Source organism: Cedecea neteri (assembly GCF_000758305.1).
Taxonomy (GTDB): Bacteria; Pseudomonadota; Gammaproteobacteria; order Enterobacterales; family Enterobacteriaceae; genus Cedecea; species Cedecea neteri_C.
This window is the reverse complement of sequence record NZ_CP009458.1, coordinates 1,757,404-1,774,265: the sequence shown is the minus strand read 5'-3', so window position 1 is coordinate 1,774,265 and position 16,862 is coordinate 1,757,404. Positions and strand designations below refer to the sequence as shown.

21 protein-coding genes and 3 tRNA genes are annotated in these 16,862 nt (G+C 53.9%); 13 read left to right on the top strand and 11 right to left on the bottom strand.

The features are described from left to right. Positions 1 to 230: 230 nt before the first annotated feature. From LH23_RS23370 to LH23_RS08345, 6 genes are all read right to left on the bottom strand, one after another. Positions 231 to 392: a DUF1328 domain-containing protein gene (locus tag LH23_RS23370; RefSeq protein WP_007373037.1), complete on the bottom strand. Its 162-nt coding sequence runs from the start codon at positions 390 to 392 to the stop codon at positions 231 to 233. Positions 393 to 525: 133 nt separating this feature from the next. Further along, on the bottom strand, positions 526 to 1,137 hold the full coding sequence (osmY, locus tag LH23_RS08365; protein ID WP_039290058.1) for a molecular chaperone OsmY: 612 nt from the start codon (positions 1,135 to 1,137) through the stop codon (positions 526 to 528). Between the two features lie 315 nt (positions 1,138 to 1,452). Further along, positions 1,453 to 3,042, bottom strand: coding sequence for a peptide chain release factor 3 (gene prfC / locus LH23_RS08360; RefSeq protein WP_039290055.1), 1,590 nt, complete (start codon positions 3,040 to 3,042; stop codon positions 1,453 to 1,455). A 100-nt stretch (positions 3,043 to 3,142) separates the two neighbouring features. Beyond that, positions 3,143 to 3,820, bottom strand: a complete 678-nt coding sequence (yjjG, locus tag LH23_RS08355; RefSeq protein WP_039290052.1) for a pyrimidine 5'-nucleotidase — start codon at positions 3,818 to 3,820, stop codon at positions 3,143 to 3,145. An 18-nt stretch (positions 3,821 to 3,838) separates the two neighbouring features. Further along, positions 3,839 to 4,282, bottom strand: coding sequence for a ribosomal protein S18-alanine N-acetyltransferase (gene rimI / locus LH23_RS08350; RefSeq protein WP_039290048.1), 444 nt, complete (start codon positions 4,280 to 4,282; stop codon positions 3,839 to 3,841). Continuing rightward, entirely contained in the window at positions 4,251 to 4,670 is a 420-nt protein-coding gene (locus LH23_RS08345; protein WP_039290045.1) for a DNA polymerase III subunit psi, read from the bottom strand. The genes rimI and LH23_RS08345 overlap by 32 nt, the downstream gene beginning before the upstream one ends. A 107-nt stretch (positions 4,671 to 4,777) precedes the next feature. On the opposite strand from LH23_RS08345, the gene rsmC reads away from it, so the two are divergent. The 4 genes from rsmC (at position 4,778) to LH23_RS08325 (ending at position 6,269) form a co-directional block, all read left to right on the top strand. Continuing rightward, on the top strand, positions 4,778 to 5,809 hold the full coding sequence (rsmC, locus tag LH23_RS08340) for a 16S rRNA (guanine(1207)-N(2))-methyltransferase RsmC (RefSeq protein ID WP_039290042.1): 1,032 nt from the start codon (positions 4,778 to 4,780) through the stop codon (positions 5,807 to 5,809). Between the two features lie 121 nt (positions 5,810 to 5,930). Continuing rightward, positions 5,931 to 6,017 (top strand) — tRNA-Leu (locus LH23_RS08335). Between the two features lie 31 nt (positions 6,018 to 6,048). Next, positions 6,049 to 6,135 (top strand) — tRNA-Leu (locus LH23_RS08330). A 47-nt stretch (positions 6,136 to 6,182) separates the two neighbouring features. Further along, positions 6,183 to 6,269 (top strand) — tRNA-Leu (locus LH23_RS08325). 38 nt (positions 6,270 to 6,307) lie between these two features. Here the strand turns inward: LH23_RS08325 and LH23_RS08320 are convergent. Next, complete coding sequence (locus LH23_RS08320; protein WP_039290039.1) at positions 6,308 to 6,547, bottom strand: DUF1435 domain-containing protein; 240 nt, start codon at positions 6,545 to 6,547, stop codon at positions 6,308 to 6,310. Positions 6,548 to 6,812: 265 nt separating this feature from the next. On the opposite strand from LH23_RS08320, the gene LH23_RS08315 reads away from it, so the two are divergent. Together LH23_RS08315 and fhuF are read left to right on the top strand one after the other, a co-directional pair. Then, entirely contained in the window at positions 6,813 to 7,877 is a 1,065-nt protein-coding gene (locus tag LH23_RS08315) for a GGDEF domain-containing protein (RefSeq protein WP_039290035.1), read from the top strand. Positions 7,878 to 8,008: 131 nt separating this feature from the next. Beyond that, complete coding sequence (gene fhuF, locus LH23_RS08310; protein ID WP_039290032.1) at positions 8,009 to 8,800, top strand: siderophore-iron reductase FhuF; 792 nt, start codon at positions 8,009 to 8,011, stop codon at positions 8,798 to 8,800. Positions 8,801 to 8,842: 42 nt separating this feature from the next. Here the strand turns inward: fhuF and LH23_RS08305 are convergent, their stop codons facing one another. After that, positions 8,843 to 10,189 carry a PTS sugar transporter subunit IIC gene (locus tag LH23_RS08305; RefSeq protein WP_039290029.1) on the bottom strand — a complete coding sequence of 449 codons (1,347 nt, stop codon included), beginning with the start codon at positions 10,187 to 10,189 and terminating at the stop codon, positions 8,843 to 8,845. 13 nt (positions 10,190 to 10,202) lie between these two features. After that, on the bottom strand, positions 10,203 to 10,508 hold the full coding sequence (locus LH23_RS08300; protein ID WP_039290026.1) for a PTS sugar transporter subunit IIB: 306 nt from the start codon (positions 10,506 to 10,508) through the stop codon (positions 10,203 to 10,205). Between the two features lie 211 nt (positions 10,509 to 10,719). On the opposite strand from LH23_RS08300, the gene LH23_RS08295 reads away from it, so the two are divergent. Further along, a complete protein-coding gene (locus LH23_RS08295; RefSeq protein ID WP_008460069.1) occupies positions 10,720 to 11,178 on the top strand; it encodes a YbaK/EbsC family protein in 459 nt (152 codons plus the stop codon). A 37-nt stretch (positions 11,179 to 11,215) separates the two neighbouring features. Here the strand turns inward: LH23_RS08295 and LH23_RS08290 are convergent, their stop codons facing one another. Further along, positions 11,216 to 12,016, bottom strand: coding sequence for an AraC family transcriptional regulator (locus tag LH23_RS08290; RefSeq protein WP_039290023.1), 801 nt, complete (start codon positions 12,014 to 12,016; stop codon positions 11,216 to 11,218). Positions 12,017 to 12,135: 119 nt separating this feature from the next. On the opposite strand from LH23_RS08290, the gene LH23_RS08285 reads away from it, so the two are divergent. From LH23_RS08285 to LH23_RS08260, 6 genes are all read left to right on the top strand, one after another. Beyond that, positions 12,136 to 13,050 carry a DMT family transporter gene (locus tag LH23_RS08285; RefSeq protein WP_039296464.1) on the top strand — a complete coding sequence of 305 codons (915 nt, stop codon included), beginning with the start codon at positions 12,136 to 12,138 and terminating at the stop codon, positions 13,048 to 13,050. Between the two features lie 98 nt (positions 13,051 to 13,148). Next, positions 13,149 to 13,925 (top strand): threonine/serine ThrE exporter family protein, encoded by a 777-nt coding sequence (locus tag LH23_RS08280; RefSeq protein ID WP_039290021.1) that lies wholly within the window; start codon positions 13,149 to 13,151, stop codon positions 13,923 to 13,925. Continuing rightward, a complete protein-coding gene (locus LH23_RS08275; protein ID WP_039290017.1) occupies positions 13,916 to 14,389 on the top strand; it encodes a threonine/serine exporter in 474 nt (157 codons plus the stop codon). Before LH23_RS08280 ends, LH23_RS08275 begins: the two co-directional genes overlap by 10 nt. A 66-nt stretch (positions 14,390 to 14,455) precedes the next feature. Next, the gene (locus LH23_RS08270) at positions 14,456 to 14,902 is read left to right on the top strand and encodes a MarR family winged helix-turn-helix transcriptional regulator (RefSeq protein ID WP_039290014.1); all 447 of its coding nucleotides are present in this window, start codon (positions 14,456 to 14,458) and stop codon (positions 14,900 to 14,902) included. Positions 14,903 to 14,997: 95 nt separating this feature from the next. Next, positions 14,998 to 15,426 carry an organic hydroperoxide resistance protein gene (locus tag LH23_RS08265; RefSeq protein WP_008460060.1) on the top strand — a complete coding sequence of 143 codons (429 nt, stop codon included), beginning with the start codon at positions 14,998 to 15,000 and terminating at the stop codon, positions 15,424 to 15,426. A gap of 140 nt (positions 15,427 to 15,566) precedes the next feature. Next, positions 15,567 to 16,079: a DUF2501 domain-containing protein gene (locus LH23_RS08260; protein ID WP_039290011.1), complete on the top strand. Its 513-nt coding sequence runs from the start codon at positions 15,567 to 15,569 to the stop codon at positions 16,077 to 16,079. A gap of 40 nt (positions 16,080 to 16,119) precedes the next feature. Here the strand turns inward: LH23_RS08260 and LH23_RS08255 are convergent, their stop codons facing one another. Next, positions 16,120 to 16,860 carry a CDP-diacylglycerol diphosphatase gene (locus tag LH23_RS08255; protein WP_039290008.1) on the bottom strand — a complete coding sequence of 247 codons (741 nt, stop codon included), beginning with the start codon at positions 16,858 to 16,860 and terminating at the stop codon, positions 16,120 to 16,122. Between the last annotated feature and the right edge of the window lie 2 nt (positions 16,861 to 16,862).

Sequence of the window (16,862 nt, the reverse complement as noted above, 5' to 3'; positions counted from 1 at the left end):
AACGGCGAAAGCCAGTCACAAGGACTGGCTTAAGGTTGCTGACAAAGAGGGGAAAAGCGTGGTTTTTCCCTCTTTGTGGTGAGCAGCCGAAAATCAATGAATTGATTTTCCTGTTTTTTTAACGAGCCGTCTGGTAGTTCTTTTCTATCGACAGAGGGTTGCCACCAGTATAAAGCCAGTCACGAGGACTGGCTTTTCTTTTGTATCGGCATGTTACTCAGTGAGCGTTGCTAAGGACGTCTGCGCCCCATAAACAGGCTGACCAGGAACAGAATGATCCCGACGATAAAGACAATTTTTGCAGCACCTGCAGCGGTACCGGCCAGACCACCGAAGCCCAGGGCCGCAGCGATCAACGCAATAACCAGAAAAATAATGCCCCAACGAAACATAGACTCTCCTTAACCATAGTGAATCTTATCGCTTCTTCACGGGCGCCGAATGGCTAACCCGCAGGCGATAATGTGTAAAGGTGGTGCTTATCGCTTCCAGGCACGAGCCCTGGAAGCCATTTCGGGTGCTGCTTTACTTCACTTTCAGATCGTTTTTAACGCTTTTTACGCCTTCAACAGCTTTGGCAATGCTTTCAGCCTTCTCAGACTGGGCGGCGGACTTCACCTCGCCGGACAGCTGAACCACGCCGTCAGTGGTTTCTACTTTTATATGGCGCGACGGCACAATGCTGTCGGCCAGTAATTTCGCTTTGATCTCGCTGGTCGTGGCCGCATCACCGGCATAGCCTTTCACCGACTGCGTTTTCGCGTCGCGAACGTGGAGCTTGTCACTCACCGAGGTCACGCCTTCCACTTTTTTCGCCGTGGCGACGGCCTGCTCCGCCTGCGCCTGACTTTCAACAAAACCGCTCAGGGTGACCACTTTATTGTCGGTTTTGACCGAAATGTCGGTACTTTTGATGTTTTTATCGTCAACAAGTGCTGCTTTGACTTTCGCTGTGATGCCGCTGTCGTCCATGAAATTACCGACTTTAGTCATTGAGCTATCGATTTTTTTCCCTGCACTATCAGCGGTAGATTCCGTTTTATTGAGCAGAGTGTCTTCCGCAAAGGCACTGGTGCTTGCCAGTACAGAGCCCAACACAACCGCCAGCAGAGTTTTTGAAATCTTAGTCGTAGTCATCGATTAATTCCTGTAGGTTTGCTCATCATTTGAGCTTTCTCGTTTCTCGTAAGCTGAAAAAAATCAGCTATTAATATTGAGATGACATGAGAAACGCCAACAAGACACCAGAAAATGATTAATTCCCGGAGCTTTCATCCAATAAAATTGTCATCACTTTGTTAAATATAGATCACAATCATAAAAGTGCATGACGTGTTGATGGAAAAAGCAGCAATGACGCAGGATTCGCGGGAAATTAAGAGGATTCTGCAAGGGATTAAAAAGACAGGGAAAGTGGGAAGAGCACGGCAAACACCGTGCTCTGGCTGATAATTAGTGCTCGCGCGTTTTACGGAAGGTCACGTCAGGGTAACGTTCCTGAGTGATGTTCAGGTTTACCATCGTTGGGGCGATATAGGTCAGGTTATCGCCGCCATCCAGCGCCAACTGAACTTCGTTTTTACGTTTGAATTCTTCAAACTTCTTAACGTCATTCCCTTCAACCCAACGCGCCGTCGCCACGTTGACCGATTCGTAAATCGCTTCCACGTTGTATTCGCTCTTCAGACGAGCGACGACCACGTCGAACTGCAGAACCCCAACCGCACCAACAATAAGGTCGTTGTTGGCAATAGGACGGAACACCTGCACCGCACCTTCTTCAGACAGCTGAACCAGACCTTTAAGCAACTGCTTCTGCTTAAGCGGATCGCGCAGGCGAATGCGGCGGAACAGTTCCGGGGCGAAGTTCGGAATACCGGTGAACTTCATCATTTCGCCCTGGGTAAAGGTATCGCCGATCTGAATCGTGCCGTGGTTGTGCAGGCCGATGATATCGCCCGGATAAGCTTCTTCCACGTGAGAACGATCCCCGGCCATAAAGGTCAGCGCGTCAGAAATAATGACGTCTTTGCCGATACGCACCTGGCGTAGCTTCATGCCCTTCTCATACTTACCGGACACCACGCGCATAAAGGCGACGCGGTCGCGGTGTTTCGGGTCCATGTTGGCCTGGATCTTAAAGACAAATCCGGTGAACTTCTCGTCCGCCGCTTCCACCAGACGCGTGTCGGTTTTGCGCGGCATCGGAGCCGGCGCCCACTCCACCAGGCCATCCAGCATGTGGTCGACGCCGAAGTTGCCCAGCGCGGTGCCGAAGAATACCGGGGTAATTTCACCGGCCAGGAACAGCTCATGGTCGAACTCGTTGGAAGCGCCCTGCACCAATTCCAGCTCGTCACGCAGCTGCTGAGCGAGATCTTCCCCTACTGCCGCGTCGAGTTCCGGGCTGTTCAGCCCTTTCACGATGCGCACTTCCTGGATCGTGTGGCCTTTACCGGTCTGGTAGAGGTAGGTTTCATCTTTATAAAGATGGTAAACCCCTTTGAACAGCTTGCCGCAGCCGATTGGCCAGGTGATTGGCGCACAGCCAATCTTCAGCTCGCGCTCAACTTCATCCAGCACTTCCATTGGATCGCGAATGTCGCGGTCCAGTTTGTTCATGAAGGTGATGATCGGCGTGTCGCGCAGACGGGTAACTTCCATCAGCTTACGGGTACGATCTTCTACGCCTTTCGCGGCATCGATAACCATCAGGCAGCAGTCAACGGCGGTCAGGGTACGGTAGGTATCTTCGGAGAAGTCTTCGTGCCCTGGGGTATCCAGCAGGTTGACCAGGCTGTCGCGATACGGGAACTGCATCACCGAGGTGGTGATCGAGATCCCACGCTGTTTTTCCATCTCCATCCAGTCGGATTTAGCGTGCTGGCTTGAGCCACGACCTTTAACCGTCCCGGCGGTCTGGATCGCCTGTCCGAACAGCAGCACCTTTTCGGTGATGGTCGTTTTACCGGCATCCGGGTGAGAGATAATGGCAAAAGTGCGGCGTTTAGCCACCTCTTGCAAATAAGGAGACAAAGTCATAATTACATCTTCTGTAAGTGCGCGCGGCCTTGAGCCACGCGGCGAGTGAACGTTATTTGGCGGCTATTTTACCCATCATTGCGGGTTTAACAATCAACAATCATGGCTTACACAACAGTTGCTCCAGTTCACTTAACGAGGTGACCTGCCAGGTCGGTTCAATCCCTTCCGGCGCCGTGCGCCCGTGGGCGTTCAGCCAGCAGGTTGCTATCCCGGCGTTGATACCGCCAAGAATGTCGGATTCTGCCGTGTCACCAACCATTAAAACGCGGTCGCGCGGCGGCTGTTTCATCTGCTCAAAGGTATAGTCGAAAATACGGCGGTCTGGCTTGGCGACCCCCACCTGCTCCGAAATCACCAGCAGGTCGAAATAGTCACGCAGGCCGGTGCGTTCAAGGCGGATCTGCTGGAGCGCGGTAAAGCCGTTGGTGATGATGCCAAGTTTAGCCTTGCCCTTCAGCGCATTCAGAAGAGAAACCGCGCCAGGCAGAGGGGCGCAAATTTCGGCCATAGCGGATAAAAAGGCATCGTTCAGCTCTGCTGACGGCACATTCAGTCGCCCGGCCCAGTCCTCAAAACGCCTGAGCTGCAGCTGCAGCGCGGTAATCGCCCCGTTCTGGTAGTCGACCCACAGCGGCTTGTTTACCGCCTGGTACTCCTGGAAATCATCTGCGGTAAAGGTCACGCTGTAATCGAGAAACATGCGCTGCAAACCGCCGAACGCGTCAAAGGTAAACAGCGTTTCGTCCGCATCAAATAAAATCCAGTCCCAGTTCATCCACACACCTTTTAAAAATTAACCGAGGGGGAGCGCCATCACGATCGCGTCTTCCCGACCTTCTTTTGCAGGATAATAATTGCGACGCACCGTCGCCTCGTTAAAGCCCAGGTTTTCATACAGCGTTCTGGCGGCGACGTTAGAGGCGCGAACCTCCAGCCACAGAGTAAAGACATCACGCTTCTCAAGCTCTGCAATAAGATACTCAAGCAGTGCTTTTCCAAGCCCTTGACGCTGATACGCCGGATCGACCGCAATGTTAAACAGCGTGGCTTCATCGAGAATGACCTGCGTCACCGCAAAAGCAGCAAGTTTGCCGTCAACGTCCAGCCGTAAATTGAAATAGCGCTCGCCCTGATTGCTGGCAAAGGTTTTTTCACTCCAGGGAAAAGCATGACTGCGCAGCTCAATGGCATACGCGTCCGCCAAATCATTCGGCGTCAGGGAAGAAATCGTGTTCATGTTCGCAAATCTGTTGCCACAGCGCCTGTCGCGCGTTGCCATTGTGATAAAGCTCGTCAAGCGCAGGGGACGCAAGCTGCGCGCCGCTTAGCGTCAGCGGCTGCTCAACGCCCAGGCGCCAGCTATTGCAGCGACTGTCGGGCGGCATCATTGCAGCCCGCTCCGGCGTCAGTTGCATGACTTGCTCAGGGCTTAACGCTATGCTGCGTAAAATGTCCTTCACCAGCGGATCGTTCAAGGCTGGTAGCGTCTCTGCCACCATCACTAAACGCACGCCCGCAGGCAAAGATACCGCAATTTCGCCCTGTAAAGCCGTCGGACGGCGCAGCATCCACTGGGTAATACCCAGTTGCTGTAACTGCCAGTCGCGTCGGGAAGGGGAAGTCATAGCGAAACCTGTTGAGAGCGTAATTCGGGCGGCAAATATAGCAAATTCATCGAATCCACGCCATTAAAGCTCTATAATCCACGCTCTGATTTTCCAGGAGCAATTTGATGAGTGCGTTTACCCCGGCGAGTGAAGTACTGCTGCGCCACAGCGATGATTTTACCGAGAGCCGTGTGTTGTTTGCCGGTGACATGCAAGACGACCTGCCGGCGCGTTTCGACACCGCCGCCAGCCGCGCCCACACCCAGCAATTCCACCACTGGCAGGTATTAAGCGCGCAGATGGGTGAGAACGCACGATATGGCCTGGTGGCCGGTGCGGATGACGTTGCCGACAGCAATACGCTTATCTACTACTGGCCGAAAAACAAGCCGGAAGCCCAGTTCCAGTTGATGAACATTCTGTCGCTGATGCCGGTTGGTACCGATGTTTTTGTCGTCGGCGAAAACCGCTCTGGCGTGCGTAGCGCAGAGCAAATGCTGGCTGACGTTTGCCCGCTGACGAAAATCGACAGCGCGCGCCGCTGCGGTTTGTACCACGGCCGCCTTGAGCAACAACCTGCGTTTGATGAAAACAGCTGGTGGGGCGAATACCCTCATGAAGGGATGACCGTGAAAACCCTGCCGGGCGTCTTTAGCCGCGACGGTCTGGATACCGGCAGCAAACTGCTGCTTTCCACTCTGACGCCACACACCAAAGGCAAAGTGCTGGATGTTGGCTGCGGCGCAGGCGTACTGGCGATTACTCTCGCCAGCCACTCGCCAAAAGTCCGCCTCACGCTTAGCGACGTTAGCGCACCGGCGGTCGCCGCCAGCCGCGCAACGCTTGCCGCTAACGGCATTGAAGGGGAAGTGATCGCCAGTAACGTCTACTCGGAAATCAACGGCCGTTTCGACATGATCATCTCCAACCCGCCATTCCATGACGGGATGCAAACCAGCCTCGATGCGGCGCACCAGCTTATTCGCGGCGCGGCTCGCCATCTGAATATGGGTGGCGAATTGCGCATCGTAGCGAACGCCTTCCTTGCCTACCCGGACGTACTGGACGAAGTGTTTGGCAGCCATGAAGTTATTGCTCAAACCGGCCGCTTCAAAGTTTACCGCGCCGTGCTGACCCGAGCGGGTAAAAAGCGCTAGAAGCACTCAGGTGCCGCTTTTTGCATCAGTCGGGAAAGCGGCACCAAATTAAGTGTTGACGAAGCTCAGAAAACATCTAGAATGCGCCTCCGTGGTTGTGATACTTCGGTATTACAGGTATGCGAAGGTGGCGGAATTGGTAGACGCGCTAGCTTCAGGTGTTAGTGTTCTTACGGACGTGAGGGTTCAAGTCCCTCTCTTCGCACCAACACAACCACGAAAGATATCGTTCGCACTGCGCGAAGGTGGCGGAATTGGTAGACGCGCTAGCTTCAGGTGTTAGTGTTCTTACGGACGTGAGGGTTCAAGTCCCTCTCTTCGCACCAATGCGAAGGCGATATCAAAACTCTTCAGATGCAAATCTGGAAACTGTGCGAAGGTGGCGGAATTGGTAGACGCGCTAGCTTCAGGTGTTAGTGTCCTTACGGACGTGAGGGTTCAAGTCCCTCTCTTCGCACCACTTCTTATGAAGTGACCTTCTTTTTCTCCTCAGCTTGTTTATCTCATTGCCCCCAAATTCATCACAATCAACAGCAATCCGCTGGCAAATGCTACGCATGATGGCAGTAAAACAAAGTGTCTCAAGGTCTTGTGATAGAGCATCAATGCCGTTGCAAGCAGGCCGATAACCACCAGCACGCGCCACTGGCTGAAACTGAGATCCAGGCAGGCAAGCAGCGCCACGGCAAGCCCCGCCACCATTACACTCCAGCCACCTTCGAGTCGTCGTTGCAGCATCTTTATGCCCCATCATGATAATGATAACCAATATCATATGATAAATTTTCTCAACTGTCAGCGTAAAAACGTGCGCGACCTATGGCTGAAATAGCCAGGGTTGACGTGTCATTTAATGACAGATTTTCAGTAAGGTGATAGATTGAGCGCCGGCTTTAGTTTGCCTTATAAAAATTCCAATAGTTGCCAGAAAAGTCGATAACTCGCTTTTCATTGATACGACACACACAACACCTGACGCGTTTACCCAAGATACAATCGTTCTATGACAGCCCAAACCTGGCGAGCCTTACTCAAAGCAAAGCAGCTGCTTTCTTTACGTTTATTTTTGCTGCTCAATGCCCTGGCAGCCGTTTTTTCGATGCTCTTTCCGCTCCATTCGACAATGCGCATAACGCCGCCCGTTGTCGCCATTCTGCTGATTAGCCTGGCGCTACTTGGCTGGCAGATGCTGAACAAAAAGCTATTGATTAACCTGAACTTTGTTTCTTTATTTCTCGGGTTATTATGGGCGATACATATTTTCATTAAAAATGCGGCTATCGGGGATCTGGACACCTCATTTCTGGTGATTAGCCTGATGTCGGTGCTTTTTATTGGCGCGATTGCATTTATTAATAATATTGTGGCTTTCCTGTTGCACAGCCTCCCCGTTGCACTGGTCGTACTTTGGCTGGGCAACGTTGATCAATGGCTGCGGGTGATCTATTCCATTGCGCTGCCCGCTATCGGGATCGCTATTCAGCATATTATTCAGAAACGTAATGACCGCTTCACCCAGCGACTGATGAATAAACTGCTCGAAGAAAAAGAGACGCTGACCGATCTCAGCATGCTTGATCCTTTAACCGGCCTGTATAACCGCCGCGGCTTTCAAAACCGTCTCGAGCACATTCAGGCCTCTGGCAGCGGCAGCCACTACGTTTTGCTGCTGGATATAGACCACTTCAAGTCCTACAACGACCACTACGGCCATGCGATGGGCGACCAGGCGTTGATTCGGGTCTCAGCCGCGATTCGCGATGCCGTGCGTTCAAGGGATCTTGTCACGCGCTACGGCGGGGAAGAGTTCATGATTATGCTCACCAACATCGATGCTGAACGTGCTATGCAGTCGGCGGAAAGGATCCGCCAGCGCGTTTTCGATCTGGACATTCCACATATGTTTAATAACCAGGTCGCGACCAACGTTACCGTCAGTATTGGGCTTGCGCCATTCACTGAAGGCAGCATTGACGATGCCCTGAGCCTTGCCGATAAAGCGTTATACCAGGCCAAAAACCGCGGAAGAAACAGCATCCTGACGAACGAAATGCTTGCCGTGAGTTAACCCGGCGAGACGCGCCCTGGATCGCAAAAACCGCCATCTCTCAGCGATGGCGGTGAATTCACCTTGCCAGAGATTTCCCCCGCAGTTAGTATTGCTAATCATTATCATTTAGATTAAGTACTGACAAAGGTATGGCGCTTCAATCCCTCCAGCTCAGCGACGACAGCGGCTGCTTTGTGCTTCCCTGGCCCCCAACGGAAAGCCCACTGGCAGATTCGCTGCGGGAGTATTTTGCCACGCACCGCCCCTACTTCAACGACATCCTCAAATTAAACGAACAGGCTCCCGCCGCAGCAATGTCGCTAAGCGAGTGGCAGCGTCCCGCCACGCTAACCTCTCTGATGGCGGCCTACGACGACCATATCTATCGTCACCAGCCTCAGCTTACCCGCGAGCACAAACCGCTGAAGTCTTTATGGGCGCAATGGTACATCGGCCTGCTGGTGCCGCCGATGATGATGGCGCTGCTGACTCAGCCTAAAGCGCTGAACATTTCGCCTCAGCATGTGCGGGTGGAGTTCCACGAAACGGAGCGGGCAAAATGCTTCTGGATTGATGTGTCTGAGGATTGTCAGGCAAGCGAGCTGCCGCTCCACCTGCGGCTGGAAAAATTCATCGTCGAAGGGTTGATGCCGGTAGTGGCGGCGCTGGAAGCCAGCGAAGAGATCAATGCCCGGCTTATCTGGAGCAACACCGGCTACCTGGTAAACTGGTTCTTCGGCGAGCTAAAACCGCTGCTGGATGAACAGAGCCTGGCAACGCTGGTACAGACCTGTTTCTTTGAAAAACAGCTTTCATGTGGCCGGGATAATCCACTCTACCGCACGGTCATTTCGCGTGAAGGCACTCTGGTCAGACGCACCTGCTGCCAGCGCTATAAGCTGCCTGACGTTCAACGTTGCGGCGACTGTACCCTGAAATAGCAAACGGCGGGTTTCCCCGCCGTTCTTCATTGAGCTAAACCATTAAGCCAGCTGTTGGCTTCCTTCCTCGCTCGCTCTCTGGGCTTCTTCTTTCTCCTGCTCCAGCAGCTGCTTCTCGTACACTTTGAAGAACGGGAAGTAGATGATGGACGACACGCAGGCCAGCAGAATCACCAGGATAGCGGCACGGAAGTCCCAGCCCAGCGCCCAGGCAGCACCGATTGGCGCAGGCGCGGTCCACGGCACAACGGAAATCACACGGCCAATCAGATCCAGCTTCATCGCGCCCCAGGCCAGCACGGCGTTAACCATTGGCGCCAGCAGGAACGGAATGAAGAACACCGGGTTCATCACAATCGGCGTACCGAAGATCACCGGCTCGTTAATGTTAAAGCAGGTTGGCACAATGCTCAGACGGCCAATGGAACGTAGGTGAGCAGATTTACTGCGCAGGTAGCAGATAACCAGCCCCATCGTCGCCCCGGAACCGCCGACCACGATGAAGAAGGTCCAGAACGCCTCCATAAAGATATGCGGCAGAGGTGCACCGGCCGCCAGCGCGCCCTGGTTAAGGCCCAGGTTGGTTAGCCAGAACATCTGCAGCATCCCGGAGACAATCGCCGCCCCGTGGATACCCGCAAACCACAGCAGGTGAGCAATCAACACGGCAAGCAGAATCGCCGGCAGGGAATCCGCCGCGGACACCAGCGGTTTGAACACGGCCATAATCGCCTGTGGGATCAGCATATCGAACTGGGACTGAATAAACAGACTCAGCGGATACAGCGTCAGCACCACAACCAGCACCGGGATCAGCAGATCAAAGGAGTTTTTGATCATCGGTGGCACCTGGTCAGGCAGCTTGATGCCGATGTTGTGTGCCTTCAGGAAACGCATCATTTCTACGCAGTAAATCGCCACCAGAATCGCGGTGAAGATCCCGGTACCGCCAAGGCTGTCCACCGGCAGCGTGCCTTTGGTTTTCGGGGCCGCAACCACCAGGAAAGCCATCAGCGACAGCATCGCGCACATGAAAGGATCAAGCCCGTGCGATTTGACGTAATGTTTGCCGAGGTTGTAGGCAATGGCCGCACAAATGTAGATAGACATGATGCCCATCGTCATATCGAACGGCGTTAGAATTTGCCCCTCAAACTGCTTCGCCAGGTCGAGCCAGGCGCGGGCAAAGCCCCAGGTGGTTGTTGGCGAAAACGGTGGATAAGCAAAAACCAGCAGGAACGAGCCGACAATCATAAACGGCATCGCAGAAATAAAGCCGTCGCGAATGGCCATCACGTGACGCTGGGAAGAAATGCGACCCGCTATCGGGCTAACGTAGTTTTCAACAAACCGAAAAATTAAATTAAATGCAGCATGGTTGGAAGACATAGTGGCTCTCCTGTCAGGCTATCAACGCGAGTGCATCGGCGAGAATTCTGTCGCCGCGCATCATTCCGTAATCCATAGAGTTAATGACCGTGACCGGGATCCGTTTGGGCGCGGCCTGAGCCTTAAAATCTTCCAGACGGTATTTGATCTGCGGACCGAGTAAACAGCAATCAAATTCAGGCATAACATCCGTGAACTCTTCGATACCCACCGCCTTGATCTCAACCTCAATCTGTTGATCCTGGGCGGCCTGTTTCATCCTGTTCACGACCATACTGGTAGACATACCAGCGGCACAGCATAAAAGGATACGTTTCATAGACGACTCTTATTATTAGGTACAGGGGGTGGTTACAGGGTTCAGTATTCCTCGCGGAATTTATTACTGCAACCGGTTACCGCAACCGGTTTCAGTGATTGTGAAGGAGATCCAGAAATTTCTGACAAGGAGGGTGTGAGATAAGTATAAGCGGTTTACAGAAAGCACAAGCTTATGCGAAATTATTTGCCACCTGGATCAGGAGAAAATCATGAGTTTGCAGTCCGTGCGGCAATTCTTCGCCGACCATGCCCCCGATATAGATATCATCGAGCTAAACCAAAGCACCGCTACCGTCGCGCTTGCCGCTGCAGCCCACAATGTGGCCCCTGGGCAAATAGCCAAAACGCTCTCATTAAAGGTCAAAAACGACATTATTCTGATCGTCGCGAAGGGCGATGCACGTCTTGATAATAAGAAACTTAAAGAAGCATTTGGCTCTAAAGCGCGAATGCTCAGCAGCGATGAAGTGGTGAACTGGACCGGGCATCCGGTCGGCGGCGTCTGCCCGTTCGGGTTGGAAAACCCGCTGGCGGTGTTCTGCGACATCTCACTCCGCCAGTACGATGAAGTGCTGCCCGCCGCAGGGGCTATCCACAGCGCCGTCCGCATTTCACCTGAACGTATGGCCGAACTCACACACGCTAAATGGGTCGACGTCTGCCAGTAAGTTTGCTGCAGCCGGAGGCAAAAGACTTTCGGCTCAGTTAACGCTCCAGCCCGGTGACACGCTTGCGATACTCATCCGGCGTTTCCTGGGTTAAGCGGCGGAACATCGTAATAAACGCCGATGAACTGCCGTAACCCAGCTCAAAAGCGATATTCTCGACGGTCCATCCCTCGGCCAGCAAAGGCATCGCTTTCACAATTCTTAGCCTCTGCCGCCACTCCGCCAGCGTCATACCCAACTCCCGCTGGCAACGTCTCATCAACGTTCGCTCACTGGTATTGGCCAAAGCCGCCAACGCCGCCACGGAGCGGCTATCCCCAGGGTTTTGTTCCAGAAGGTTAAGCACCCGCTGAACCACTGGATCGTCCGCCCCTGGCAAATAGTTCCCCACACGTTCGGCCTTAATCAGCCTGTCAACCAGCACGCGCAGGAACCGCGACTCCTCTTCAGAAGGAGGGATACCCGGCGGGTTAAGGTGTAAATGCTCGAGCATCGCCCGGACGAGAGGCGTGATAGCCATAACGGTCACCTGCTGCGGAAACGCTGCGCACTCCGCGAGGCTGACATATACGGAGCTGTGCCATGCCTCCATCCGATTTTGCGCAAGATGCTGGGTGTCCGGCGGCAGCCAGATACCGTACTGGGACGGCACCACAAAGTGTCCTCCGGCATATTGCACCTCCACAACGCCGCTTACCGCCGAGACAAATTCTCCCCACGGATGACTGTGTTCCAGGTACAAACCGTGCGCAGGCATCGGCGCGCTGCGAAAGTACAGCGTGGCCGGAAGCTCGCCGGTAAAAGGCGCGGTAAGGATACTGGGCGTTTTCTTTGGCACGGATATCCACCTTCAAGATCGTCGAGAAAACATTGACCGAAACGCACAATGGCATGGCGGTTTCTCACTATATCAAGCATATCGACCCAGTTGATAATGCGTTTTTCGGGAGAAAACGCATGTCCAGATACAAGACCATAGACCGCCTGGCCGTCGCCGGGATGATCACCCTCTGCCTGATATGGAGCCTGCAACAGCCCGGCCTGAAAGCCACGGCTGAAGACGCCAGCCCCATCCTACAAATCGCCTTACGTTCTGGTATAGGCGCAGGGCTGGTCGCACTTTATATGCTGTTGAGAAAAGAGAAAATTCAGTACGCCTCCCTGCCCTGGCTTGCTGGCGCGGGAGCTGGGGTTTTGTTTGCACTCGAGTATTTGTTTCTTGGCATCGGCCTGCGTTATACCAGTGCCGCGCACGGCGTAGTTTTTCTGTATACCGCACCGCTGTTTGCCGCCGTGGGCCTACACTTTACCCTGCTCTCTGAGCGCCTGACGCCGGTACAATGGATTGGGATCGTATTGGCATTTATTGGCGTCATCGTCACATTTTCAGCGCCAGATGGTGGGCACTCATCGCTTTTCGGCGATCTCTTTTGCCTGCTTTCCGGCGCATCATGGGGCGCGACTACCGTGCTGGTTCGCACCTCCCGCCTGGCCCAGGTTTCCGCCGCCCAAACGACGCTGTTTCAGCTTGCGGGGGCTTTTATTGTGCTGCTTGCAGCGTCGTTCCTCCTGGGGCAAACCCGCTTTACCCCCACACCGCTGCTGCTGGCCAATATGGTCTTTCAGTCTGTGATTGTTTCCTTCCTGAGCTTGCTTATCTGGTTTGCTTTACTGCGCCGCTACCAGGCTTCTGCGCTCGGCGCCTTTTCTTTTGTCACGCCGCTGCTCGGGGTCGTGTTTGGTGCCTGGTTACTGAATGAAAAGATAAACGCCGGTTTTTTGCTGGGATCGGTTTTCGTCATCGGCGGCATTGTCTGCGTGAGTTGCAATCGATGGCTGGAAAAAATAATCACGTTTCATCGCCGGAGATAGTGACGCAAAGCTTGATCTGACGCGGCTAAAGAAGCGATGCGCTCATGTTAAATGGATAAACGTTAAGCGTATTTCATTCTTTTTGGTCAGGATCAAGCATGCAGCCAGATGTTGCTTCCCAGCGGGACGTCACTCGTTTATGTATTCAATGCGCGCTCTTTTTACTGCAACACGGGGCAGAAAGCGCGCTGGTAGAGGAGCTTTCAACCCGCCTTGGCAAAGCGCTGGGTATGGACAGCGTGGAAAGCTCAATCTCCGCTAACGCCATTGTGCTTAGCACCATTAAAGACAATCAGTGCCTGACGACCACCCGTAAAAATAACGATCGCGGGATCAACATGCACGTCGTGACTGAAGTTCAGCACATCGTGATCCTCACCGAGCACAAACTGCTGGATGCCAGGGACGTTCTCAAACGCTTCGAGCACATCAAACCGCTGCGCTACCCGCGCTGGCTGGTCGTCCTGATGGTGGGACTTTCCTGCGGCTGCTTCTGTAAACTGAACAACGGTGGCTGGGACGGGGCGTTTGTCGCCTTTATCGCCAGCTCACTGGCGATGTATGTCCGCCAGCTGCTCACCCACCGCCAGCTTCATCCGCAGATCAACTTCTGCATCACCGCGTTTGTCGCCACTACCGTTTCAGGCCTGCTTATCGCCAAAGGCCCGTTTGCCGCCACTTCCAATATTGCGATGGCCGCAAGCGTGTTATTACTCGTCCCCGGTTTCCCGCTGATTAACGCCGTGGCCGACATGTTCAAAGGCCACGTTAACACCGGGCTTGCCCGGTGGGCGATGGCCAGTCTGCTTACGCTTGCCACCTGCATTGGCGTAGTGATGGCGATGGCGGTATGGGGGCTAAGAGGATGGGCATAATTGAGTTTGTTCTCGCTCTGGCTCAGGACATGGCGCTGTCTGCCGTACCGGCGGTGGGCTTTGCATTAGTCTTTAACGTGCCTCAGCGCGCCCTGCCTTACTGCGGCCTGCTCGGTGCCATCGGCCACGGCTCACGCATGGCGATGATGACGGCGGGTTTAAACATCGAATGGAGCACTTTTCTGGCTTCGATTCTGGTCGGTATCATTGGTATTCAGTGGTCGCGCTGGTATCTTGCTCATCCGAAGGTCTTTACCGTTGCGGCCGTCATTCCCATGTTTCCGGGGATCTACGCCTACACCGCGATGATCTCGGCGGTAAAATTGACACACTTTGGCTACAGCGATCCGCTGATGATCCAACTGGTGACCAACTTCTTAAAAGCGTCATTTATCGTGGGGGCGCTCTCCATCGGGCTCTCGCTGCCGGGGCTGTGGCTTTATCGCAAAAAGCCCCGGGTATGATCGCGCAGGCAAACACGTACAAAATAAAATTTGCTATTTAATCGCGCACTATCTATATTGGAAATCATGAAGAAGACATCGACCGAAACGAACGCCCTGCTGCTGGACAACCAGCTTTGCTTCGCGCTCTACTCCGCCAACCTGGCGGTGAACAAGCTCTACCGCCAGCTGCTTGCGCCGCTGCAGCTTACCTATCCGCAATATCTGGTGATGCTGGTGCTGTGGGAACAGGACGATGTCACGGTTTCGCAAATCGGCGAACGGCTGTTTTTAGATTCAGCCACATTAACGCCATTGCTTAAACGCCTTGAAAGCGCCGGACTCTTATTACGCCAGCGCTCCCGAGAAGATGAGCGTCAGGTCGCAGTGACGCTGACTCAGGAAGGCAAAGCGCTGCAGGAAAAAGCGTTGGGTATTCCAGACTCCGTACGCTGCGCTTCCGCCTGTAGCGTGGACAGCATGCTGGCGCTGAAGGCGCAGCTGGAAACCTTGCGCAGTAATTTAAATACGTAATAATTAATCGTCGATACTGTCGGCGATTTTTAAAACACCATATAAATCGCACGCTATTTTATAGCACAAACTAAATGTAAGATGAGGAACCTGCCATGTCTTTAGAAAAAGTCGTATACACCGCAAAAGCCAAAGCTACCGGTGGCCGTGAAGGTCGTGCAACCTCTTCCGACGGCGTACTGGACGTCAAGCTGGGTCTGCCAAAAGAGATGGGCGGCGCGGGCGGCGAAGTCACCAACCCAGAGCAGCTGTTCGCTGCGGGCTACTCCGCGTGCTTCCTGGGCGCGATGAAGTTTGTCTCCGGTCGCGACAAAATCTCCATGCCGTCTGACGCTTTCATTGAAGGGGAAGTCGGCATCGGGCCACTGCCAACTGGGTTCGGTATCGAAGCGAAGCTGAACATCCACCTGCCGGGTATGGATGCTGCTGAAGCGAAAAAACTGGTCGATGCGGCACACATTGTTTGCCCATACTCCAACGCAACCCGCGGCAACATCGATGTGACCCTGAACATCATCAACTGATATGACAAGCCGGGGAAACCCGGCTTTTTCACCTGCCCCCACGGTTTAAGACAACTCTCAATCCCCCTGCTTCCGGCCAAAGCGCTATACTCTCGCCTGAAATCTCCTGCACCGCAGGCAAACAAAGCGAGTATCACAAGATGAAAGCAAGGAATAAAACGCTCTGCGCAATGGCGCTGGCAGCAGCCTTTTTCGCGGGCCAGGCTTCGGCAGCAAACTGGCAGGAACAACTTTCCAGCGCCGCCAATGAGCTGACTAAAAGCGGCAACGCAACCTCCACCAGCAATGGTGCTCAGAGCGGCGGTCTGTCTCTCTCTTCACTGACCAGCCTGCTGAACGGCAACAGCAAGTCTCTCAGCTCAAGTACGATGACCAATGCGGCTGGCGTGATGGAATACTGCGCGAAGAACAAACTGGCTTCCGTCACCAATACCGACAACATTAAAAACCAGCTGATGACCAAGCTGGGGCTGGAAAGCAGCACCAAGCCTGCCGACAAGCAGGACTACAATCAGGGTCTGATGGGCTTACTGAACACGGCCAACGGCCAGAAGCTGGATCTGAATAGCATCGGCAACTCGCCGCTGGCTGAAAAGGTGAAAACCAAAGCCTGCGATCTGGTGCTCAAACAGGGCATGAATTACCTGTCGTAATAGCATAAAAAAATGGCCTCTTATTCGAGGCCATTTTTCTTTAGTTTGCCAGCGAGCAACTGTAGTCCAGCATCTCTTCCGCCGAGCCCTGGTTCCCGCCCAGCAGCTGGCGAGGGTTAGCCAACAGCACCACATCCCCTTTCGCCGTCACCACCCGCGCCAGGCCAAAGTTTTCCATCTCATCTCCCTGAGCCTTCACGTACTCCGCCAGCACGGTAAACGGATTCGCCTCTGCCGGGACTTTTCTCGCCAGATATTTATGGCCGAGGATCTCCGCGCCAAACGGCTGCCACTGGTCACCGACCTTATCGGCAAGCTGGTTAATGGATTGATACACCTCAGGGCGCAGGCAGGACAGGTGAATGTGCAGCTGGTTCTGAGAACGCCCGTAGCGAGAGTTGATCGCCAGCACCAAATCATCGTCACGAACTGCTTTTGTGGTTTCATCCAGCAAATAGTGGCGATTCTCCCATGCATCCAGGAAGTAGTTTGGCGCGCCGTTTTCGAGGATCTTCGGGCTCTCGATACCGGTGATTTTGTCCGTCGGCATCAGCAAATTATGCAGTGGGCCTTTGGCATCTTTGAACACCAGATAGCGCCTGGTCAGATCGACTTTCAGGCAAGGTGCAGGCGAGTTGTTCTGCTGCTGATTGGGAATGCACTGCTGGCTGATGATATTCCACAGAGCGTCACTGTGACGATGCAGTAGCCACAGGCGGATTGCGACGGCGGCCACCAGCAAAATCAGCAGCACCACCACCACGCGCAGGATCTTTTTCATGT